This window comes from Parcubacteria group bacterium (assembly GCA_016186325.1).
Classification (GTDB): domain Bacteria; phylum Patescibacteriota; class Minisyncoccia; order UBA10092; family UBA10092; genus JACPHB01.
The window spans coordinates 1-21,770 of sequence record JACPLW010000009.1; the positions used below are offsets into that span (position 1 = coordinate 1).

Genomic DNA, 21,770 nt, shown 5'->3' on the forward strand with positions numbered 1-21,770 from the left:
TGAATCGCCGTCGCTTAGTCCATCGGCCAGTTTGAGTCCGAGCTCTTCCGCCTCGCCATCGCTAAGCCCGTCATCATCAGAATCGCCATCGCTCTCGCCATCGGCATCTTTATCACCCAGCGCTTCTGAGAGTCCTTCGCTTTCACCATCGGCTTCTGAATCGCCGTCGCTCTCGCCAAGCGCCTCGCTTTCTCCGTCAGCGTCGCTTAGCCCTTCATCTTCCGAGTCACCCTCCCTCTCTCCAAGCGCTTCGGAAAGCCCCTCGCTTTCTCCTTCAGCGTCGCTTAGCCCTTCATCTTCCGAGTCACCATCACTTTCGCCTTCAAGTTCCGTTTCTCCGTCTGAAGCGCCGCAATCTTCTTCCGAGTCACCATCACTCTCGCCATCCAGTTCGCAGTCGCCGTCGCTTAGTCCGAGTGCTTCACTATCGCCCTCAAGTTCAGAGAGCCCGTCTGTTTCACCGTCTATTTCTCCAAGTATTTCTCCGTCAGAATCACCCAGCTTAAGTCCGTCAAGTTCACAGTCGCCATCGGAATCGCCGTCACCGAGTTTAAGCCCATCAAGTTCACAGTCGCCGAGCTTGTCGCCTTCAGCTAGCTTGAGCCCCTCGTCCTCGGAATCTTCTTCAGTCAGCCCGTCAGTTTCGGTTTCGGAAATAAAAACAATAAATGGTTTGGACAAATCATTTATAGCGAACATTAACGGGCTGGTAAAAGCGCAAGTAAATGAAGTAAATGGATTAGTATTGAATGATTAAAATTTTTCTCTGTGGATGAAATATTATTTTAGACAGAGTATAATAAAGGTATGTATCAAAAAATTGCCCACTTCATAAAATATCACAACGCCGTTACCATTGTTTTTGTTATGGTGTTTTTTGGTTTCGGCGTAAGCTACGCCGCCATTCCGGAGGTTCGCGACAGCGTTTATTCCAGCACGGAAACCGTTGTTTCCGTTGATAACGGCTTGATTGCTTCGGCCGATCTGGATAATTTTAATTTTAATTTGGTAATAAATTCCGTTACCGAAGACGATAAAAATTATTACGCCGATTATTCATATCAAACGCTGGCGATTATTGATGGAGTTTGGCAAACCAAAGCAATGGAAAAGACCTTAAAAGTAAGCAAAGCGGCCTTGAGCGGAAAAGATTTCGGGCTTTACGCGGCGGAAGAACTGGGGGAGTTCGTAAAATATGAATTGTCTTTCTTAAAAAGAGTTCAGAAATTAGAAAAAGAAAAGGGAGTATCCCAGAAAGCGGTCGCGGTGGCATATTCCGGACTTATCGGAAAATTATTGAATCCCAAAGAAAGAATTATAATGGGTTATAGCCCGGTCATAAAAGAAGTGTCGAAACAGGAAAAGGCCTTAGTGGTTCATCCTCCTTCCAGGCCTTCCGCTTCCGTGGAAACTTCAGCGGGCCAAGAAACTGCTGTCGTTGCGGAGCCAATCTCTACTCCTGCCGTAGAAACAATCCCGACGACTGCTTCAAGCAGTGTCGGGACTCCGACCTCGACTCCGTCTACTCCGACTGTAACGTCGGAGTCAACGGAACCGATAATAGAAGAAGCCGCTTCTTCCACGACCGAAGTTGCGCCAAGTGAGTGACATATATCAAAAATCCTGTATTAAGAAAGTCATGAGACAACATTCTTTTTTAATTTTATTTTTGTTTTTTGCCGCGGCAATTTTAATTCTGCCGAGTTTTGTTTTCGCGACTGATTTTTCAAGCGACAGTTTCAAAGTGCGTGACCCGGTGATGAATTCCGGAAGCTACGGAACATCGGAGAGTTTTAAACTATTCGGCTCAATAACGGAAATAGCCGTCGGCACAAGCACGTCTTTGTCTTTTGGAGACAACGCCGGTTTTCTTTATTTTCCTTTTGTTACTACGCCGGTAATTTCGGCAACTGCCGGCAATGCCCAAGCTTCGCTTTCGTGGACTTCGGCTTCGGCCGGTCTCGGCTGGTCGGTCGGGAGTTATTCTTGGGGAAAGTCAACAACGTCCGGCGGTCCCTATTCTTATACCAGCGCCAGCAGTAATTTAAGCGCTACGGCAAGCAGTTTAACCAATGGAACTACATATTATTTTGTTGTCAGAGTTTTAGACGCTTTTGGAACATCAATTGCCACTTCAACCCAGACATCGGCAACGCCGGTGGCTCCGCCAGCGGAAGAAGAGGAAGAAGAGCCGGCGTCGTCTGGCGGAGGCGGTGGAGGCGGCGGAGGAGGCGGTATTATTACTTCATCTTTCGGCAACAGCACCGTTATTTTTTCGGGCCGGGCGTACCCAAAAAGTACGGTGACGCTTTTAAAAGACGCGCAGGTTGCGGCTTCAACCATTGCCGGGCCCGATTCCAACTTTACGATAACTTTAAACAATCTCTCGGCAGGAAATTTTATTTTTTCGGTTTATGGCGAAGATAAAGACGGTAATCGTTCAAGCACGTTCAGTTTCACGGTAAGCGTTACGGCGAGTGTTACCACCAATGTCGGAGGAATTTTTATCGCTCCGACGATTTCACTTGATAAAAGCATGGTTAAACGCGGCGACAATTTGGTAGTTTTCGGCCAATCCGCTCCCGCCGCCGATGTTTTAATCACCATAAATTCCGATGAAGAATTTTATGGAAAAGTCAAATCCGACAGCGGCGGCGTTTATCTCTATAATTTTGACACCACGCCTTTGGATTTCGGAAGCCATAACGCCAAATCAAAAGCATCGCTTGCGGGGGCAATATCAAGTTTTTCGCAAGCGATAATGTTCAATGTCGGAACTCAAAATGTCGCGTATCCCAAAATTACCAAAAAGATTTTAAAAGGCGACGTTAACATAGATAGCAAGGTCAACTTGATTGATTTTTCCATTGTTGCTTACTGGTATAATCGCGCCAATCCGCCGGCGAAAGTTGATTTAAACGGCGACGGAAAGGTTAATTTAATTGATTTTAGTATTATGGCGTATTATTGGACGGGGTAGTAGAAATTAAAATTTTCAATTTTTAATTTACAATTTTCAATGAATTTTTAATGACCAAATTTACAAAACAAAAAACAATATTTCTATTTTTCATTTTTTATTTTCTGTTTCCTATAGTTTCTGCAAGTGCGGCGCGGCTTTATTTCGAGCCGTCAAGCGGCAACTTTTCTTTAAACGAAACTTTGGCGGTTGACTTAAAAATTGACACCGAGGACCAGATAATTAACAGCGTGGAAGGGCATTTGAACTTTTCTTCCGATGTTTTTTCGGTTGAAAAAATATCCAACGGCAATTCAATAATCAGTTTTTGGGTAGTGCCGGCTAAAGCGGAAAACGGAGAGATAACTTTTGCCGGCGTTATCCCCGGCGGCTACCAAAGCCAAAGCGGTTTACTGCTTAAAATATTTTTAAAGCCAAAAAAAGAAGGAAAAGGCGAAATTAATATAATGCAGAGTTCGCTGGTTTTATTAAATGACGGGCAGGGGACGCCGGCAGGAGTAAAAATTTCTAATTTACAATTTCTAATTTCTAATCAAAGCCCAAGCCCCAAATCCCAAGTTCCAAGCCCCAAAGATACCGAATCGCCGGAAGCGTTCACACCCCAATTGGGGCGCGATACCGATATCTTTGACGGGCAGTGGTTTGTTGTTTTTACCGCTCAAGACAAGGGAGGCGGAATCAGCCGCTATGAAATTGCTGAAAAACGCGGAAGTTTAACGCGAGAGTACAAGCAGTTGCCGTGGCAAACGGCCGAAAGCCCCTATGTCTTGAAAGACCAAAAACTAAAAAGCTACATATATGTTAAAGCGGTTGACCGGGCCGAAAACATAACAGTCGTTTATCTTTCGCCGCTTCGCGTTCCTTGGTACAAAAAACCGCTTGTGGATATAGTTCTCGGTATTATCATTCTTATTGTGTTATTATTAACAATAAGATGGCTGTGGCCAAAAATAATTCATTTAATCCACGAATAGCCACGAATAGATTACGAATGGCGACGAAAACATTCGTTGCTATTTGTATTGTTTTATTCGTTGCCATTAGTGGAGCGCAAGCTGCTCAAGCAGCGAGCTTGTATTTTTCTCCCTCTTCCGGCACTTATTCCACGGGCCGCAATTTTACCGTAAGCGTTAAGGTTTCAACAAATGTTTCGGCAAACGGAATTTCGGCGGTGATAAATTATCCCAATGACAAGCTTGAGGCCATAGGAATTTCTAAAACCGGCTCGGTAGTTAATTTATGGGTTCAGGAGCCGTCGTACTCCAATTCCGATTCTTTGGGCAACGTTCGTTTTGAGGGAGTTGTTTTAAACCCGGGTTTTACCGGCGAGGGCGAGGTGCTTGATATCACTTTCAGAGCTAAAGCCAAGGGCCAGGCGAATATAACTTTCTTTTCGGGCGCGGTATTGGCTAACGACGGCAAAGGAACCAACATTCTTTCAACTTTTCAAAACGCCAAAATTAACTTGGAAATCGGCGCGTCTTCAGGCCCTCAAGAGACGGGAGTATCCGGTTTGCCGCCATTGCCATTTATTAGACATTACATTAAAAACAAAGACGGCAATGTAATTTTTGTTAACGACAGTAATTCAAACGACGGGTATGCTAATAATTCATTTAATAAATTTGAATGGCTGATTCCCGCCGGAGTAAGCGGTGTTGCTCTTTTGCTCAATGACCGGCCAAGTTCCAATCCCGGCTCAAAATCCGACGGGCTTTTTGACAATAAAACTTATGAACTGGGCGATGGCGCTTATTATTTGCACATCCGCTTTATCAACGCTCTTGGCGCCGGCCCCATTTTGCATCATAAATTTATTATTGACACCGTTCCGCCGCCAGATTTCAATATTATTTTTCCGGCCGGAAATGTAACCACTAATCCGACGCCGAGTTTTCAATTCAACTTTAAAGATGCCATTGATGCCGCTGACATAGATTATTATCAGGTAAAAGTGAACGATGGCCAGTGGCTTGATGTCAAAAAACTGCTTTTAGCGGAAGCTTTATATGTCACTCCGAAATTATCCCCGGGGAATCACTTGATTACGGCGAGAGCCTACGATAAGGCCGGCAATTACGCGGAAAGCATGAGCGATATTACGATTTCGCCGACCATTGCGCCGGAAATAACCGAATATCCAAACAATGTGCTGCTCCCCGGCCAAACTCTGATCTTGAAAGGAACGTCGCTGCCATCGGTAAAAATAAAAGTTTATTTGACCAGAGACAGATACGAGCCGGTTGTTTTTGACGGCATGGCCGACAAAGGCGGCAATTGGCAGGCAACTTATAAAGAAAAAGCTTCTTCGGGAGTTTATGAAGTTTACGCCAAGCAATTTTTGGAAAATGGCGCCGAGAGCTTGCCGTCAAATTCGGTTTATATAGGAGTCAATTCTTGGTTCTGGCGCCTTTATCAATGGTTTAAAAATATCAGTATTTTTCTTTCGATCGGCCTCTTTGTTATCGTGATTTTACTGATGGCGGCGGTTTATTACCTTTATAAAAAGCGCGGTATCGGCAGTTGGCGAGGTTCTAAAAAAGAAATCAGAGAAGTAAAAGATGCGGTTTCTTCGGGATTTGAAAAAATAAAAAAAGACATTAAAAAACGCGAAGAACCTAAACAGATGCTAAAGGATATATCAAAAATAGAAAAAGAAATTGAAGAAGAAATAAAAGATGTTAAATAATCTGCGAATTTTTATATTCGTTTCTATTGGTTTTATATTTGTTGCCATTAGTGGAGCGAATGCCGCATCGGCGGCCAGTTTATATTTTTCTCCCTCTTCCGGCGCCTATCAAACCGGACGTAATTTTACGGTTAATATAAACGTCCAGTCATCCGCCTCGATTAACGCCGCCAGCGGCGCTGTTGTTTTTCCTACCGATAAATTGGAAGCGATTGGCGTTTCCAAAACCGCTTCAATTTTTAATTTGTGGGTTCAGGAACCGTCTTTTTCCAATGCCGGCTCTCAAGGCAATATCCGTTTTGAAGGAATTGTTTTAAATCCTGGCTTTGCCGGAACCGGAAAATTAATTGGCGTTACTTTCAGGGTAAAGTCACCCGGAACGGCGAACTTGGCGTTTACAAGCGGTTTAATTTTAGCTAATGACGGATTGGGGACGAATATTTTGTCTGACCTGGGCGCGGCTTCATTTACTTTAAGCCAAAGCGCGGTTACGGCTCCGGAAACAACCGTTGCGCCAACGGGCCTGCCGCCAAAACCCTTTGTGAAGCATTATGTTAAAGACGCGGATGGCGAATGGATTCTTGACCACGACTCGGAAACGCCTAAGGCCTACGTCAATAATAGGTTTAATAAAATGGTATGGGCGATTCCTCCCGGGATTACCGGAATTTCAAATTTATTAAATGACAAACCGAATTCCAATCCCGGTTCTCAAAGCGACGGTTATTTTGATAACAAGGTGTATGAATTAGATGATGGGACTTACTATCAGCACATTCGTTTTATTAACGCTTCCGGAGCCGGTCCGATTTCTCATCACAAAATGGTTATTGACGCGACGCCGCCCGAGCCGTTTAAAATTGATTTGCCTGACGGCGAAGTAACCGCCAATCCGACTCCAAGGATTTTGTTTGAAACCGCCGATAAAACTTCGGGGATAGACCGTTATGAAATAAAAATTGACGATGGCGAATGGTTTAACGCGGCTCAACTAAAAACCTCTTCGTATTTGCTTCCAAAACTTAAACCGGGAGAACACCAGATTTTTGTAAGGGCTTACGATAGAGCCGGAAATTACACCGAAGAACAAACGAAAATCATAATTTCGCCTATCGTTTCGCCGAAAATCACTGAATATCCGTCTAATATTATTTCTCCCGGTGAAAAGTTGGTAGTTAAGGGCGAGGCTTTGCCGAAAGCGGCGGTTGATATCTATATGAATAGAAAAGGCCAGGTTCCGATTATTTTTAGCGCTAAGGCCGATGAAAAGGGGGATTGGCAAGTAATATACGAAAATATAATTCCTTCCGGCGCCTATGAAGTTTGGGCGAAGCAGAGTTTAGACACGGGAGCCGAAAGTTTACAAAGCAACACTGTTTATATCGGAGTTAACTCCTGGTTCTGGCGTGCCTTGCAATGGCTGAAAAATATCGGCGGGATTATAGTTGTTGCGATATTCTTCATAGTAATTTTATCGGCCATCGCTTATTACTTATGGCATCGGTTTAGAATATGGCGGATTAAATTGCGGAAAGAAGTGCGCGAAGCCGAAAGCGCGGTTTCTAAGGGATTCAAGAAGTTGAAAAAAGAAATAAAGAGCGGTAAAACCGCTTCCAAGGTCGCCAAGGATTTATCTAGTATAGAAAAAGACATTGAAAAAGAAATAAAGGATATTAAATAAGGGTGTTTGCTTTTAGAGCGTTGATAAGTTAAAATTCAAGTTAATCATGCAAATACCAACCAAGGCGATGTTAAATGATTATTTTTCCCAGACACGGGTTGCTGTTAAAAGATTTCTTATTAAAAATATCGGAAAAGAAAAAGAAACAATGATTCGCTTTGAAAATATCAGCAAAATTTATAATAGCCACTCGACAGCGTTAAAAGATGTGAGTTTCGATGTTAAGCCTCAAGAGTTTATTTCTATTGTCGGACGTTCTGGTGCGGGTAAATCAACGCTTTTAAAATTGCTTATCGCCGAAGAAAAGCCGACCGGAGGTAAAATTTTTTTCAATAAAAGGAATATTCTTAACATGAATTCCGATGAATTGCCGATTTTGCGCCGGAAAATTGGAGCGGTTTTTCAGGATTTTAAGCTTCTTCCAAACAAAACCGCCTATGAAAATGTGGCTTTTGCCATGGAAGTAGTTGGCAAAAGCAATGCGGAAATAAAAAATGACGTCCCGAAAGTGCTTGATCTTGTCGGTTTAAAAAATAAAACCGGTAACTTTCCAAAAGAACTCTCCGGCGGTGAAAAGCAAAGAGTGGCAATTGCCCGGGCTCTGGTGCATCGGCCAGCTGTTATTGTTGCCGACGAGCCGACCGGCAATTTAGATCCGATAAACACTTGGGATATTATTCGTCTTCTTCTTAAAATAAATGAACTTGGAACAACGGTGATTTTAGCGACTCACGATAAAGAAATTATAAATGCCTTGGAAAAAAGAGTGGTCAGCTTAGATAAAGGAATGGTTATAAGAGATGAAAACCCCGGCCGCTACATTTTAAGTTAAATTTAAAACTTATGTTTATCGCGTTAAATAGAATAATAAAAGCAGGGCTTATAAATTTTTGGCGCAACGGCTGGCTTTCAATGGCGACTGTTTTAATAATGACCGTCGCATTAGTTGTCTGGACAACACTTTTTCTATCAAATGTAGCGCTTACTTCCGTGCTTTCTGTTTTATCGGAAAAAGTTGATATTAGTGTTTATTTCAGTTTGGATGCCAAGGAGGAAGATATTCTATCTTTGAAGTCCAATCTTGAAGGGACGAATGAAGTCGCAAAAATTGATTACATTTCTCAAGAAAATGCGCTTGAAATTTTTAAAAAGCGCCATTCTGATGACGAAATTCTTTTAAAGTCGGTAGGCGAACTAGATAGCAATCCTCTTGAAGCGAGTTTAAACATTCTGGCAAAAGACACGACCAAATATGATTCCATCGTTTCTCTTATCGGCGAGGATCAATATAAAAATTTGATAAGCAAGATAAATTATTCAGAAAACCGCGTGGCGATAGACCGGCTTTCTTATATTATAAAAGTTCTTCGCGAAAGCGGGCTTTTGGCAAGTTTAATTTTTGGTTTAATAGCGTTTCTTGTGGCTTTTAACACCGTGCGGCTCGCCATTTACTCATCGCGGGAAGAAATTACGGTAATGAAACTTGTCGGCGCCTCAAATCGATTTGTAAGGGGACCTTTTTTAGTCGAAGGAATCGTTCATGGAATTGTGGCTTCGGCGTTTTCTTTTATGGTAATAGTTCCTGGCATCAGTTTCATGGGGCCGAAATTGTTCAGCTTTATTCCCGAAATAAACTTAACACAATATTTTTACAATAACTTTTTTATTATCTTATCAATTCAAACCGCCGCCGGCATTATTTTGGGCGTCTTTTCAAGCTGGGTCGCAGTGAGGAAATATCTGAAAGTTTAAGAAAGTATTTAGCGGTGTTTTTTAGGGTGCGAGGATAAAAGTTATTTTATAACAATCTATAAGAAAATATATAGTAAACTATCCTTAAAACATCAATAAATTATTATAAAATTTCACTTTTACCATTTTTTATGATATATCATAAAAAATGGTAAAATATAAATTATGAAATATGAAAGTAAAGAAGTGATTAAATCAATATTAATCGGTTTGGGCATGGTGGGCGCCGTAATTATTGTCGGCGCCGTAGCCCCCGGTCTTTTTGAAATTTTCAGAAAGAAAAAAAATTTAAAAAACAAATACGATAAAAATAGCTTTAATCGCAAAGTAAATTATTTAAAAAATAATAAGCTCATTCAAGTAAGGGACAATTCCGACGGAACTTGCAAAGTTGAATTAACAGAAAAAGGACAAAGAAGAATTTTAAAGTACGATATAGACGATTTAAAAATCAAGCCTATGAAAAAATGGGACGGGAAATGGCGTTTTGTAATGTTTGATATTCCCGACAAATATAGAAAGGCATCAAATGCTTTTAGGGAGAAACTTAAAGAATTGGGTTTTTTTCAATTTCAAAAAAGTATTTGGATTAATCCTTATCCGATTAATTACGAAGTAAGTTTTATTTCTGAAATTTTTAATATCGGGAGATTTATAAAAACAGGGGAGATAATAAATTTAGAAGACGACGCGCAGCTAAGGTCCGAGTTTAAATTATTATAAAATTTCATTTACACCACTTTTTATGATATATCATAAAAAGTGGTTATTGAAAAATTAGATATTTTTTGGTAGTATGATTTTGTAATATGAAATGAAAATTAGTGTGTTATTACTTAATAAGTTATTTTTGCGGGATCGTCTAATGGTAGGACATTTGGCTCTGAACCAGAAAATTGGGGTTCGATTCCCTGTCCCGCAGCTATTGACAGATGATACTATTTATGATATTATGATAGCATATTTAAGCGTAGGCGTTCGTTAATATCTTAATACTTTTCCACTAAAAAGGGAGAAACGATGTTCCAGGAAATACTATTTTGTTTACGAAGGTTAACAAAACGATATTTGCCGATCGTTGGCGTAATGGGAAAGAATGACTATCATTTTTATTATGATGTTAAAGACAGAAGATTCTTCTTTGTGGGCCTACATGATGGAGAGATTTGTGAATTTGGAGATTTAATCATGTTACCGCCGGCTGTGTTAGAATTTCTTTCTAATCGTTTAATTATTGATGACACCATTAACCCGAATTTAGCTATCAGACTTCGTCAACTTGCGAGGCAAATGTAGTATAATTAAATGTTAGCACTCCCATGGTCCGTCCGTGGGAGTTTTCCTTTTTACCAACTTATAGGCAACCTCTTGTCATTGTCGGGTTTTCTGTTTTTATTATATTGTGTTAAGTTTAGAATAAGTTCTAATTAAAATTAAAAATTATGAAATACATTATAATAACTATTTTAATATTAGCGCTGGGTGGAATAACTTATTTTGCTTTTATAGATAAGTCCTCCGAACAGGTAAAAAATGATACAATTGATAAACAAATTAAAACTATGGAAAACGGATTAATTATAGAAGATTTGAAAATAGGCGAAGGCGCCGAGGCTAAGCCCGGAAACACCGTCACGGTTAATTATCTCGGGACGCTCGTTAATGGAACCAAGTTTGACAGTTCATATGATCGAGGACAGTCATTTTCGTTTCTCCTTGGCGGGGGACAAGTAATTCCGGGCTGGGACCAAGGGTTGGTTGGAATGAAAATCGGTGGAAAAAGAAAACTCACCATTCCGCCCGCTTTTGCATATGGTGAACAAGGAGTGCCGGGTGCCATTCCCGCGAATGCCACTTTAATATTTGAAGTGGAATTGCTCGGAGTAAAATAAATGATAAGATGAACGAAAATTTAGCTAAAAAGAAAATTATTATTCTCGGTGCCGGTTTTGGCGGTCTTTTTGCGCTGAAAAGCATTTATAAGTACGTCAAAAATTGGCAAGATCACGATATTGTAATAATAGATAAAAAAAATTATTTTCTTTTTACTCCGCTTCTTCACGAGGTAGCCACCGGCGGAATAGATCCCGGAGACATTGTTTTTCCGATTCGCGATTTGGCTAAAGGCGCAACAGAACATTTGGAAGCCGAAGTGTTAAGCATTGACACGCTTAAAAAATCGGTTACTACAAGTAAAGGCGAAATTTTTTATGACTATCTTGTCGCGGCTTTGGGAGCGGGAACTAATTTTTTCGGCGTTCCCGGAGCGGCTGAACACGCGTTTACTCTTAAAAATATTGACGATGCCCGGCGATTAAAAAATCATCTGGTTCATATTTTTGACGAAGCCAACAGCGAAGCCGATACAGAAAAGAAAAAAGATATTTTGCGAATTATTTTTATCGGCGGCGGCGCTACCGGCGTTGAGCTGGCCGCCGAAGTTGCCGAATTTCTAAAAGAGATTCAAGGAGAATACCCCGATGTTTCTTCAGATGCCGTTGAGTTTTATTTAATTGAAGCAGGGGATAAGCTTTTATCGGTTTTCCATCCTATATTTTCAGAGAAGGCGCTAAAAATATTGAATAAAAAAGGCTTTAAAGTGATTTTTAAAGACCCTTGCGCTAAAATTGATTCTAACGGCGTCACCTGTGTTTCTTTAAATACAATAAAAAGCCGGACGGTAATATGGACCTCGGGTGTTTTGCCTTCTCAAATCGCAATTACACCGGAGCCGGAGCGTCAAAAGGGACGGGTTGTTGTTGAACCGGCGCTAAATCTTAAAAACTTTCCGGAGGTTTTCATTTTGGGGGATCAAGCCGCTGTTGCCGATAAAAATTTTGGTATTTTGCCGACTTCCGCCCAAGTAGCGACCGAACAAGGGAAATTTATCGGTGAAAATATTGCAAAACTTATTTCTGGAAAACCGTTAAAAGACTTTCATTACAAGCATAGAGGAGATTTAGTTTCCGTGGGGAAGCGCAAGGCCTTTGCCCAAGTCGGCCGTAGTTTTATAAGATTTGATGGTTTTGTGGCCTGGTTTATATGGAGATTTAATTACCTTACAAAAATGCCCGGGTTTTCCAAAAAAATCCGCCTCTTTTTTGACTGGTTGATTTATCTTGTTTCAAAACGTGATATTGCCGAAATTTAGAATATGGTATAATTTAGAAATTAAAAATTAGAAATTTTAACCCATTCGACAAGCTCAGGGTTAATGCTGAGCCGAGTCGAAGCATTAAACATATGTTTGATTACAATAAATTGCCAAAATTAGAACAGAGAGTCGTTTTTACAGCAATTATTTTTTTGGCGTTTTTTCTGGCTTTTGCTGGGTTTAACCAGCTCATAAACGCCTGGAATAATTATCGCAATGCCGGAGCGATGGATACTTATAAGACCGTAAGTTTTACCGGCGAGGGTAAGATTAAAGCGGCACCGGATACGGCGCGGGTAGATATCGGACTTGTTACGGAAGGTAAAGATTCTATTACCGTTCAGAACGAAAACTCCGAAAAAATGAATGCCGTTATAAAATTTCTTAAAGATAAAGAAAAAATAGCCGATGCCGACATAAAAACAAATAACTATTCTCTTTCCCCAAAGTACGACTATGTTAAAGGAAAATCTGTTCTTTCGGGATATGTTTTGAACCAGACGGTTACAGTAACGGTTCGCGATTTAAATAGGGTTGGCGAAGTTTTGGACGGCGCCGTTACTAACGGTGCCAATCAAATAAATTCGGTTTCACTTTTTCTTGATAAGCCGGAAGAGCTTAAAAACAAAGCCCGCGAAGAAGCTGTAAAACAAGCAAAAGAAAAAGCGGTTCTTACGAGCTCGACAGCGGGTTTTAGATTGGGAAGATTGGTAGGTTTTAGTGAAGGATTCTCTGGCGAACCGCCGGTATTTTATGAAGCAATGGCAGTAAAGGGCGGCGCGGCGCCAGCGCCCCGGATAGAACCGGGCACGCAAGAAATAAGCGTTAACGTCACGCTGACATACATGATTAAATAAAAAATTATACACAATGTTTTGTGTAATACCTGAGATGGTGTGAATAAATTTTTACAGCAAAATTTGCTCCTGATTTCTGTTTTTATAACTGGGGCGTGTATTTTAATCATTGAAGTTGTGGCCGTTCGAGTTCTTTCACCCCACTATGGCAACACGATTTTTACAGTGTCCAGCGTTATAAGCGTGATACTTGCGGCTTTGAGCATCGGATATTACGCGGGCGGAAAATTTGCAGATCGCCATCCATCGTTACGATGGTTTTTTGGAATAATTCTTGTGAGCGGCTTGGTTGTTCTAATCATTCATTTTTTAGGCACAATAATTCTTCCAATTTTGGGCACCAGTCTTTCTCTCGTCAGCGGCCCGCTCGTATCTTCTTTGCTCCTATTTCTTGCTCCCGCCATTTTGCTTGGCACATTGTCGCCCTATGCTATCAAGTTGCAGAGCGTTCAAATACCAGAGCAAGGGATCGGAAGCGTTTCCGGAAAAATATTTTTTTGGTCTACTCTTGGAAGTATTATCGGCAGTTTGCTTGCTGGTTTTGTACTGATACCAAACTTCGGTATTGACTACATTTTTATTACCACAGGGATTGTTCTCTTTCTCCTCGGATTTATTCCACTTATAGCCCTCGGCCTCGATAAAAAACGCTTGGCATATTCTGCATTAGCCGTTGTCATTTTGGCTCTTGTCGCAGTCTTTACGGTTCAACAAATAAAAGGCGATGCCTTGTACAGCAAAGACGGCATTTATGAAAAAATTACAATCTACGACAACATACTTGGGAGCAGGCCAATACGAGTTTTCCAGCAAGATCGGAGCGCGTCAGGCGCGATGTTTCTTGATTCCGACGATCCAACCGATTTGGTATATGAATACACAAAATACTATTCTCTCTACAAAATTTTCAAGCCAGATGTTCAGAATGCTCTCGTTATAGGCGGCGGTGCGTATTCTGTGCCAAAGGCACTGTTGGCGGAGCTACCAAATGCAACCATTGATGTTTCCGAAATTGAACCATCGCTGTTTGATTTAGCAAAAGAGTATTTCAATGTTGAGGATACTCCGAATTTGTATAATTACACCGAGGATGGCCGCCGTCTGCTTCGGGATTCTGATAAGAAATATGATTTGATATTCAGCGATGTGTACTATTCGTTTTTTTCTATTCCTGCCCACTTCACAACGCAGGAATTTTTTACTATCGCGAAAGAGAAATTATCTAGCGACGGCGTATTCATCGCTAATTTGATTGGGGATTTGTCGAGACAACAGCCGTCGCTAATTTTCGCCGAGATCAAAACTTTCCAAAATGTTTTTCCAAACAGTTATTTTTTTGCCATTAAAACTCCCGAAAAGACGGACTTGCAAAATATAATTTTCGTGGGGTACAAGAGCGATAAAAAGGTAGATTTGAATGCAGTTTCGATTCTACAAAATAAAAACTCAATCATAAGCTCGCTTCGCGATAAATTTATTAATCTTAATAAATACGACTTATCTCCATATCCAATTCTGACTGATAACTATTCTCCGGTTGAATATCTAACTGCAGAGGTTCTTCGGCGCATGTCTAAATAAAAGTTTTTATTAAAATCCGGAAACTTCCAAGATATCGCCCTCTATAATTAGATTTTTTGTTGTAAAATCTCCGTTAACTTTAATTGCGAAGCGTGCCGGCGATTTTGATGTGTAAGTTGGGCAAGTTGAAATATCTGGTGCGCAGGGATTCATTATCATTATTTCATTAATTCGACCTTCGGTATTTATAAATATAATCTCAAGCGGGATTAAAACATTTTCTATCCAAAAACTCTGAATTTTTTCTTCCGGAAACACAAAAAGCATTCCGGAATTTTTGTTTAATGAAGATTGGTTAACTAGTCCTTTTTGCTGTTCTTCCGGTGTTATCGCATATTTAACGCGTATTTTTACCGTTCCCGTGACGGTATAAATAGTTATAGTGTTTTTCTCGACAAATTTCAGGTACTGTTGGTAGATTATTGTTCCAGAGAGAGAAATGGCGAGAAAAATGGATATCCACAGGAATGGTCTTTTTGAATCAATAAGCATGCTCTTTCAATTATTCCACAATTTAATTAAAATTAAAACAATGTCTCCCGAAACTGAAAACAAAAAAACTATTTGGTTTTTTTCTTTGGGCGCGTTTTTAAACGACTTGGGCTATTATGCCGTTATAACGATATGGCCTATTTTTGTTACTTCAGTCATCGGCGCTTCCGTTACTTTTTTGGGTTTTATCGACGGCTTAGGCGATGCTTTTGTATCGCTGTCACAGGCCGGTTCCGGTTTTTTATCCGATAAGCTAAAAAAGAGAAAAATCTTTATTTGGCTTGGCTATTTTTTCGCCTTTATTTCACGAATAATTTATGCTGTTTCTTACCAACCGTGGCAATTAATTCCCGGAAAAATTTTAGATAGATCCGGCAAAATGCGAGACGCGCCGCGAGATGCCATTGTTGCCGATATAACGTTGCGTGAAAAACGCGCTTACGCCTTCGGGACACTTAAGGCTGCTGATAGAGGCGGAGCTGTTTTTGGGCTTCTTGCGTCCATTGTATTGGTTGGTTATTTCAGTTATCGGCAAATGTTTTTTTTAGCGGCGATTCCGTCGCTTATCGGAAGTTTTATTGTTTTGTTTTTTGTTCGGGAACACGCAAGAGCCGACTATCTTAAACCGGCGTTTTCGTTTAAATTTATCAGTCGAGATCTTAAAATTTTTACATTAACTTCGGTAATCTTTACTTTAGGCGCGTTTTCCGACTCATTTTATATTTTGGCGGCAAACAGGTTTGGTGTTTCTTTGAAATTCGTGCCATTATTTTTTCTCGCGTTTTTACTTTGTTCTTCGGTGTTTGCCATTCCGTTTGGAAAGCTTTCCGATAAAATAGGCCGGCGTTTCGTGGTTGCCATATCGTTTATCCTCTTTATAGTTGTTAATTTAATTTTCATATTTTATAACTCATTTTGGATGATTTTTATCGCCTTCGTTGTTTATGGGATTCATAGCGCGGCTTATGAGGGTAACTTAAAAACCATTGTCGCGGAGTTCGCGCCTTCTTCACTAAGATCAAGCGTAATAGGCAGTTTTCAAATGCTAATCGGCCTTACGGCGCTTCCGGCTTCTCTTATCGCCGGAATTTTGTGGGACGGCATCGGGCTAAAGGCGCCTTTTGTTTTATCTTTATCGCTTACTTGCGTCGCGCTTTTGATTTTGATTTTCGTGCATGAGCCAAAAGAAGTATAAAATTATAGAAAAATTGCTTTTTTACTAAATTTCATTCATCATTATTAGCGATGGATAATATTTTTTTAATTTTATTCTCAATAATCATTGGCGCCGTTTTAGGCGGTTTTATTTTTTATCTGTTAAAAAATAAAAAAATGAACTCCGGCGAAGAAATCGGTAAACTGGGAGAACGGCTTGAAACGGCAAATAAAATCTTTGCCGATCAGTTCAGGCAGATTCGTGAAGAAATAAGCGGATCTCATCACAAAGAATTGGAATTGCGCGATAAATCAAGCAAGGATATGCGAGATCAAATGGAAAAATTTACCGGAGGATTTGCCCAGATGACAGAAATGTTCAGCCAGGTTCAGAGCCAAATTAAAGAAGTTTCTTCGTTTCAAACAATTTTTAAAAGCCCGAAGCTGACCGGTCAGTGGGGTGAAGCGTCTTTAGATTATATGCTCAGCCTTTATTTTCCGAGACGCGATGCTTATGAGCTTCAATATCAGTTTTCATCCGGTGAAGCCGCGGATGCTATTTTAAGGTTGCCAAACGGAAGAATTTTGCCTATTGATTCAAAGTTTCCTCAAGATAATTTTAATCAGTTTATAAATGCTGTCGATGTTTCTTTAAAAGAAGAGGCGCGGAAATCTTTAGTAAACAGAATAAAACAAGATGTAAGCGATATCGCCGCTAAATATATTTTACCGAATGAAAATACCATGGACTTTGCGATGATGTATATACCGGCTGAAAGTTTATATTATGAAATTGTCACCAAAGAAGACCTAACGTCTTTTGCTTGGAATAAAAAAGTTTTTTTAACCTCACCAAACACTTTTATTTTGACCCTGGGAGTTATACAGCATTGGTTTAAAGATACGGATATCACCAAAAAAACAAGCGAAATTTTAAAAAAACTGCAACGTATTGCCATAGACGGAGAGAAACTCGGAGAATCATTCAGAAAACTCGGGAATCATATTTCTAGTACCAAAAGCTCTTACGATGACGCTGAAAAAAGAGTCGGCATGTTAGTTGACAGGGTAAATAACGTCGGGAATTTAATTGATATTGACGAAACTAAAGAACTAAAATAATGCCAAATCACATTGTACTAGACATTGAAACCCAAAACTTGTTTTCTGATGTAGGCGGACAAGAAAATTTAACAAAGCTTCTTCTTTCGGTGGCAGGCGTTTATTCCTATGCCGATAAAAATTTTCATACGTTCAACGAACAAGAAATGCCGCTTTTTGAAAAAATGCTTGAAAAAACAAATCTGATAATCGGTTTTAACATTAATCACTTTGATTTGCCGATTTTACAGAAGTATCTCAAAGTGGACTTAAGTAAAATCCCAGTACTGGATATCATGAATGAAGTTGTTAATGCCGTCGGCCATAGGGTAAAGTTAGACGATCTTCTTACGAATACCTTAAACCAGCAAAAAAGCGCCAATGGCCTTTTAGCCGTTCAATATTTCAAGGAAGGAAAATTGGACGAACTTAATAAATATTGTCTTGACGACGTGAGGCTTACGCGTGATCTCTACGAACATGGCATCCAAAACGGCGAAATAAAATTTACCGCTCGCGATGCTAATTTGCCGTACGTTAAAACAATAAAAGTTGATTGGACTAAATATTCTAATTTAAAAACCGAAACCGCCGGATATACAATTCAGAATTTATTTTAGGGATATTATGGGTGAAACGTTTTTAGATAAAATAATAAATGAAAGCTTTAATCGTGAGCCATACGTCAAAAAGAGCTGGTGGGCAACCGATTTGAATTCGTGTCTTCGGGGCGCGTTCTATCGCCGCAAAGGCCTGCCGCCGACCTCAACTATTCCGCCGGATAGAATGGGGATCATGGAAGTGGGAAAGATAGTTGAAGAGTGGATTGTTAATAAGGTTAAACAATCCGGCAGTTTAGTTGCCGAACAATTGAGGGTTGAGGCGCCGGAATATGAGGCGTCCGGCAAGGTGGATCTGATTTTAAATGAAGGCGGAAGGCCGGTACTTTATGAAATAAAATCCACCAATTCTTATAGTTTTAAATATAAAATCAAAAGTAAGGAGGCCCAGCCTCAACATAAACTGCAGGCATTGTTTTATTTGTGGCGGCTTAGAAAAACCGGCCATCCGGAGCTGCCGGAAGTGAACTTTAAGAGCATTGAAGGACGTATTATTTATGTTTCGCGAGACGATTTAAATCGGCTCATTATTCCGGTCAATTATTCTGAAGAATTGGTAAATTCCATGATAGGGCAACTGGAAACTTTAAACAGTTCGTGGAAAAATGATGAATTGCCGCCGGTGCCTGATCCGGTTATTTTTGACGAAGAAAAAGGAAAATGGATTATAAATTGGACCTGTGAATTCTGCTCTTACCATGAACTTTGTGCCGGCCGCGACTGGCGCACTAAGGCCGAACAAGAAGTTAAAGAGCGAAACGGCGCGTTAAGTTAATGAAAAGAATTTATCTTGATTATGCGGCGACCACGCCGGTTGATAAGGAGGTTTTAAGGGCAATGATGCCTTATTTTTCTGATAAATTCGGAAATGCTTCTTCGGCGCATTCTTTTGGGCAGGAGGCGATAGCGGCGATTGATGAGGCGCGGGAGAAAATCGCCAAGCTTTTAAATTGCCGATTTGATGAAATTATTTTTACCGGCTCGGCAACCGAAGCGAATAATCTCGCAATTTTATCAGCATCATCAGCCAGCGATCGCAATCTGGTGAAGACAATGCACTTTATAACTTCAGTTATTGAACACGAGTCGGTTCTTGAGCCGTTAAAGGAGCTCCAAAAAATAGGCCATGAAATAACTTATTTACCAGTTAATAAAGATGGGTTTATAAACATTTTTGATTTAGAAAAGATGATTAAAAATAACACAGTTTTAGTAAGCATAATTTACGCGAATAACGAGATAGGAACAATTCAATCGGTTAAAGAAATCGGAAAACTTTTAGAAAAAATAAATAAAAAAAGACTCGAAAGCGGGCTTTCAAAAATATATTTTCATACCGACGCGGTTCAGGCATTTCAGTTTCTGGAATGCCGCCCTGATTGGCTCAAGGTTGACCTGATGACTTTTTCCGGACACAAAATTTATGGGCCAAAAGGAATAGGCGGGTTGTACGTCAGAAAAAACTCGCCGATTTCTCCGGTAATTTCCGGAGGCGGTCAGGAATTTGGTTTGCGTTCAGGCACGGAAAATGTTGCAGGTATTGCAGGTTTTGCCAAAGCAATTGAGCTTATTTTCAAAAATAAAGAAGCGCAATTTAAGCATATCCTTGATTTGCGTGACAAATTGCTAAATTATATAATTAAAAATAATGAAGAAATTAAGATAAACGGTTCTATAAGCAATCGCTTGCCGAATAACCTAAATTTAAGATTCCCTGGAGTAAGCAACGAAACGCTTCTTGTGGCTTTAGATCAAGCGGGAGTAGCGGTTTCGGCCGGTTCAGCCTGTTCTTCAAGGGCGTTAAGCGTGTCGCATGTTTTAAAGGCTATCGGTCTTAACGAAAAGCAGGCAAAGGAAAGCATCAGAATAACTTTGGGAAAAAGCACCAACGAGAAAGAAATTAAAAAAGCCGCGGAAATAATAAATAAAACAATAAGAAATTTAAAAGTTTAAAAATGAAAGAATATTCATTAAAAGAAGTTATTTTAATAGCGTTTACCGTAAGCTTTATTACGGCTTTTGCCGTTAGCAGCCCATTAGGTTCTTCAATAACATCAAATGCGGCAGTTTATGATTTTTTACAAAAAACTCCTTTTTTAAATTGGTTTTACCCTGAAAAAGTTCAGCTGCCAAATTTAAACCAGTCAGTTGTTTATGTGCCAATCGGCTACGAGGCCCAAGTTATAAACGCGGTTAAAATAGCCTCGCCGGCGGTGGTAAGCATTGTCATTACCAAAAACGTTCCGATTATAGAACAGTATTATTCTAGCCCGTTCGGGGACGACCCGTTTTTCAAGCAATTTTTCGGAGATATTCAAATTCCTCAGTTCCGTCAAAAAGGATTTCAAAAGCAGGAAGTAGGGGGCGGTAGCGGATTTATTATTTCCGGTGACGGCATGATTTTAACAAATCGCCACGTGGTAGCCGACACGCAAGCAGAATACACGGTTTTCACAAATGACGGTCAAAAGTACTCGGCGAAAGTTCTGGCACGCGATTCAATTAACGATATTGCGGTAATAAAAATTGAAACTTCAAATTTGCCAACCGTAAAACTGGGCGATTCCGATGCCGTTCTGGTAGGCCAGGCCGCGATTGCCATCGGGAACGCTTTAGGAGAATTTAGAAACACCGTCAGTGTAGGCGTTGTTTCTGGTTTAGCGCGCAGTGTTACTGCTACCGGCGGCGGATCGACTGAAACAATTTATGACGTTATCCAAACCGATGCTTCAATAAATCCCGGCAATTCCGGCGGTCCGCTTTTAAATCTGAAGGGCGAAGTTATCGGTGTTAACACGGCGATGGTTTCTGGCGCTCAAAGTATCGGTTTTGCCATCCCGATTAATCAAATAAAACGAATTGTAAACGACATTCGTGTTTTTGGAAAAATTAAGACTCCCTATATAGGCGTAAGATACATAACCATTACCACTGCTTTAAAAGAATCAAAAAAACTGCCTTTTGATTACGGAGCGCTAATTGCCAAGGGGGATAAAGGCGAATCCGGAGTCATTGCCGGTTCACCGGCCGATAAAATCGGCCTAAAAGAAGGTGACATCATTTTGGAATTAGGGGGTTATAAAATTGACCGCGACCATCCTTTAATTTCCAGAATAAATCTTTTATCTGTCGGCGGTAAGATAAAAATAAAAGTTTGGCAAGACGGCGAGATTAAAGTTATTGAAATAATACTGGCTGAAAAGCCATAAAGTAGTGAAAAAGTTTTTAACTCCAAAAATTTTTTCTGTATTGTCGCCGCTCATTGTATTTTTCGTATCCGGTATAGTTTGGCTGATGATTTTAACTCAAAGATTAGGATTCTTTTCGGGACTTTTATTGTTAAGTTTTTTCACATTTTTATTATTTTGGAGGGGATTGTTAATCAGTCGTCAAGCCGGAGAACTTTTCGGTTTGAGAGCTAAGCACAAAATATTTATTGTTTGCGCGGCAGCAACTCTGGGTTTTAGCGAGTTAATCTGGACCATTTCATTTTTACCTTTTGCTTTTTTTATTCTTAGTGGTATTTTTGCGGTAATTTTTTCAATATGTTTTGATATTTTGAAAGAATATTTTAAAAGACGGCCGGGTTTATTTAGAGATTATGATAAAGGAGGCTATAAAAAAATTTTATATAAAGATATTTGCGGCGGCGCTATTCTTATAATAATTTTTATATTAATAAGTTCTTGGTTGCCAGCGCGATACTAA

Annotated in this window: 21 protein-coding genes and 1 tRNA gene; 20 read left to right on the forward strand and 2 right to left on the reverse strand. The window is 40.1% G+C overall.

Features of this window, described 5'->3' with window-relative positions; translation table 11 throughout:
* Window positions 1–681: hypothetical protein (locus tag HYW79_02770; protein ID MBI2635444.1), on the reverse strand; the 681-nt coding region annotated here is incomplete at its 3' end.
* 126 nt (window positions 682–807) lie between these two features.
* Between HYW79_02770 and HYW79_02775 the strand changes: the two genes are divergently transcribed.
* The 13 genes from HYW79_02775 (at window position 808) to HYW79_02835 (ending at window position 14,694) form a co-directional block, all read left to right on the forward strand.
* Complete coding sequence (locus tag HYW79_02775; GenBank protein MBI2635445.1) at window positions 808–1,608, forward strand: hypothetical protein; 801 nt, start codon at window positions 808–810, stop codon at window positions 1,606–1,608.
* 31 nt (window positions 1,609–1,639) lie between these two features.
* On the forward strand, window positions 1,640–2,980 hold the full coding sequence (locus HYW79_02780; GenBank protein ID MBI2635446.1) for a hypothetical protein: 1,341 nt from the start codon (window positions 1,640–1,642) through the stop codon (window positions 2,978–2,980).
* A 50-nt stretch (window positions 2,981–3,030) separates the two neighbouring features.
* Window positions 3,031–3,954, forward strand: coding sequence for a hypothetical protein (locus tag HYW79_02785; GenBank protein ID MBI2635447.1), 924 nt, complete (start codon window positions 3,031–3,033; stop codon window positions 3,952–3,954).
* Window positions 3,955–3,971: 17 nt separating this feature from the next.
* A complete protein-coding gene (locus HYW79_02790; protein MBI2635448.1) occupies window positions 3,972–5,669 on the forward strand; it encodes a hypothetical protein in 1,698 nt (565 codons plus the stop codon).
* A complete protein-coding gene (locus tag HYW79_02795; GenBank protein ID MBI2635449.1) occupies window positions 5,659–7,350 on the forward strand; it encodes a hypothetical protein in 1,692 nt (563 codons plus the stop codon). The genes HYW79_02790 and HYW79_02795 overlap by 11 nt, the downstream gene beginning before the upstream one ends.
* A 148-nt stretch (window positions 7,351–7,498) precedes the next feature.
* Window positions 7,499–8,182, forward strand: coding sequence for a cell division ATP-binding protein FtsE (gene ftsE, locus HYW79_02800; protein MBI2635450.1), 684 nt, complete (start codon window positions 7,499–7,501; stop codon window positions 8,180–8,182).
* An 11-nt stretch (window positions 8,183–8,193) separates the two neighbouring features.
* On the forward strand, window positions 8,194–9,102 hold the full coding sequence (locus HYW79_02805; GenBank protein ID MBI2635451.1) for an FtsX-like permease family protein: 909 nt from the start codon (window positions 8,194–8,196) through the stop codon (window positions 9,100–9,102).
* Between the two features lie 165 nt (window positions 9,103–9,267).
* A complete protein-coding gene (locus HYW79_02810) occupies window positions 9,268–9,825 on the forward strand; it encodes a hypothetical protein (GenBank protein ID MBI2635452.1) in 558 nt (185 codons plus the stop codon).
* A gap of 128 nt (window positions 9,826–9,953) precedes the next feature.
* Window positions 9,954–10,024, forward strand: a tRNA-Gln gene (locus HYW79_02815).
* A 640-nt stretch (window positions 10,025–10,664) separates the two neighbouring features.
* Entirely contained in the window at window positions 10,665–10,994 is a 330-nt protein-coding gene (locus HYW79_02820; GenBank protein MBI2635453.1) for an FKBP-type peptidyl-prolyl cis-trans isomerase, read from the forward strand.
* A gap of 8 nt (window positions 10,995–11,002) precedes the next feature.
* The gene (locus tag HYW79_02825) at window positions 11,003–12,253 is read left to right on the forward strand and encodes an NAD(P)/FAD-dependent oxidoreductase (protein ID MBI2635454.1); all 1,251 of its coding nucleotides are present in this window, start codon (window positions 11,003–11,005) and stop codon (window positions 12,251–12,253) included.
* A 92-nt stretch (window positions 12,254–12,345) separates the two neighbouring features.
* A complete protein-coding gene (locus HYW79_02830; protein MBI2635455.1) occupies window positions 12,346–13,113 on the forward strand; it encodes an SIMPL domain-containing protein in 768 nt (255 codons plus the stop codon).
* Between the two features lie 39 nt (window positions 13,114–13,152).
* Window positions 13,153–14,694 carry a fused MFS/spermidine synthase gene (locus HYW79_02835; protein MBI2635456.1) on the forward strand — a complete coding sequence of 514 codons (1,542 nt, stop codon included), beginning with the start codon at window positions 13,153–13,155 and terminating at the stop codon, window positions 14,692–14,694.
* 9 nt (window positions 14,695–14,703) lie between these two features.
* Here HYW79_02835 and HYW79_02840 read toward each other — a convergent pair whose 3' ends face one another.
* Window positions 14,704–15,186, reverse strand: coding sequence for a DUF192 domain-containing protein (locus HYW79_02840; GenBank protein ID MBI2635457.1), 483 nt, complete (start codon window positions 15,184–15,186; stop codon window positions 14,704–14,706).
* Between the two features lie 40 nt (window positions 15,187–15,226).
* Here HYW79_02840 and HYW79_02845 point away from each other — a divergent pair, with 40 nt between their 5' ends.
* Genes HYW79_02845 through HYW79_02875 form a run of 7 tightly spaced genes read left to right on the forward strand, consistent with a single transcriptional unit; the run spans window position 15,227 to window position 21,770 of the window.
* Window positions 15,227–16,381 (forward strand): MFS transporter, encoded by a 1,155-nt coding sequence (locus HYW79_02845; protein MBI2635458.1) that lies wholly within the window; start codon window positions 15,227–15,229, stop codon window positions 16,379–16,381.
* Between the two features lie 50 nt (window positions 16,382–16,431).
* Window positions 16,432–17,463: a DNA recombination protein RmuC gene (locus HYW79_02850; protein MBI2635459.1), complete on the forward strand. Its 1,032-nt coding sequence runs from the start codon at window positions 16,432–16,434 to the stop codon at window positions 17,461–17,463.
* The gene (locus HYW79_02855; GenBank protein MBI2635460.1) at window positions 17,463–18,062 is read left to right on the forward strand and encodes a ribonuclease H-like domain-containing protein; all 600 of its coding nucleotides are present in this window, start codon (window positions 17,463–17,465) and stop codon (window positions 18,060–18,062) included. The genes HYW79_02850 and HYW79_02855 overlap by 1 nt, the downstream gene beginning before the upstream one ends.
* 7 nt (window positions 18,063–18,069) lie before the next feature.
* Window positions 18,070–18,837 (forward strand): PD-(D/E)XK nuclease family protein, encoded by a 768-nt coding sequence (locus tag HYW79_02860; GenBank protein ID MBI2635461.1) that lies wholly within the window; start codon window positions 18,070–18,072, stop codon window positions 18,835–18,837.
* Window positions 18,837–20,015 carry a cysteine desulfurase gene (locus HYW79_02865; GenBank protein ID MBI2635462.1) on the forward strand — a complete coding sequence of 393 codons (1,179 nt, stop codon included), beginning with the start codon at window positions 18,837–18,839 and terminating at the stop codon, window positions 20,013–20,015. The genes HYW79_02860 and HYW79_02865 overlap by 1 nt, the downstream gene beginning before the upstream one ends.
* A gap of 2 nt (window positions 20,016–20,017) precedes the next feature.
* Window positions 20,018–21,271 (forward strand): trypsin-like peptidase domain-containing protein, encoded by a 1,254-nt coding sequence (locus HYW79_02870; GenBank protein ID MBI2635463.1) that lies wholly within the window; start codon window positions 20,018–20,020, stop codon window positions 21,269–21,271.
* A gap of 4 nt (window positions 21,272–21,275) precedes the next feature.
* Window positions 21,276–21,770 (forward strand): hypothetical protein, encoded by a 495-nt coding sequence (locus HYW79_02875; protein MBI2635464.1) that lies wholly within the window; start codon window positions 21,276–21,278, stop codon window positions 21,768–21,770.

Coding starts and splice junctions, on each gene's coding strand:
- HYW79_02775 (MBI2635445.1), top strand. CDS start 808: ATGTATCAAAAAATTGCCCACTTCATAAAATATCACAACGCCGTTACC.
- HYW79_02780 (MBI2635446.1), top strand. CDS start 1,640: ATGAGACAACATTCTTTTTTAATTTTATTTTTGTTTTTTGCCGCGGCA.
- HYW79_02785 (MBI2635447.1), top strand. CDS start 3,031: ATGACCAAATTTACAAAACAAAAAACAATATTTCTATTTTTCATTTTT.
- HYW79_02790 (MBI2635448.1), top strand. CDS start 3,972: ATGGCGACGAAAACATTCGTTGCTATTTGTATTGTTTTATTCGTTGCC.
- HYW79_02795 (MBI2635449.1), top strand. CDS start 5,659: ATGTTAAATAATCTGCGAATTTTTATATTCGTTTCTATTGGTTTTATA.
- ftsE (MBI2635450.1), top strand. CDS start 7,499: ATGATTCGCTTTGAAAATATCAGCAAAATTTATAATAGCCACTCGACA.
- HYW79_02805 (MBI2635451.1), top strand. CDS start 8,194: ATGTTTATCGCGTTAAATAGAATAATAAAAGCAGGGCTTATAAATTTT.
- HYW79_02810 (MBI2635452.1), top strand. CDS start 9,268: ATGAAATATGAAAGTAAAGAAGTGATTAAATCAATATTAATCGGTTTG.
- HYW79_02820 (MBI2635453.1), top strand. CDS start 10,665: ATGGAAAACGGATTAATTATAGAAGATTTGAAAATAGGCGAAGGCGCC.
- HYW79_02825 (MBI2635454.1), top strand. CDS start 11,003: ATGAACGAAAATTTAGCTAAAAAGAAAATTATTATTCTCGGTGCCGGT.
- HYW79_02830 (MBI2635455.1), top strand. CDS start 12,346: ATGTTTGATTACAATAAATTGCCAAAATTAGAACAGAGAGTCGTTTTT.
- HYW79_02840 (MBI2635457.1), bottom strand. CDS start 15,186: ATGCTTATTGATTCAAAAAGACCATTCCTGTGGATATCCATTTTTCTC.
- HYW79_02845 (MBI2635458.1), top strand. CDS start 15,227: ATGTCTCCCGAAACTGAAAACAAAAAAACTATTTGGTTTTTTTCTTTG.
- HYW79_02850 (MBI2635459.1), top strand. CDS start 16,432: ATGGATAATATTTTTTTAATTTTATTCTCAATAATCATTGGCGCCGTT.
- HYW79_02855 (MBI2635460.1), top strand. CDS start 17,463: ATGCCAAATCACATTGTACTAGACATTGAAACCCAAAACTTGTTTTCT.
- HYW79_02860 (MBI2635461.1), top strand. CDS start 18,070: ATGGGTGAAACGTTTTTAGATAAAATAATAAATGAAAGCTTTAATCGT.
- HYW79_02865 (MBI2635462.1), top strand. CDS start 18,837: ATGAAAAGAATTTATCTTGATTATGCGGCGACCACGCCGGTTGATAAG.
- HYW79_02870 (MBI2635463.1), top strand. CDS start 20,018: ATGAAAGAATATTCATTAAAAGAAGTTATTTTAATAGCGTTTACCGTA.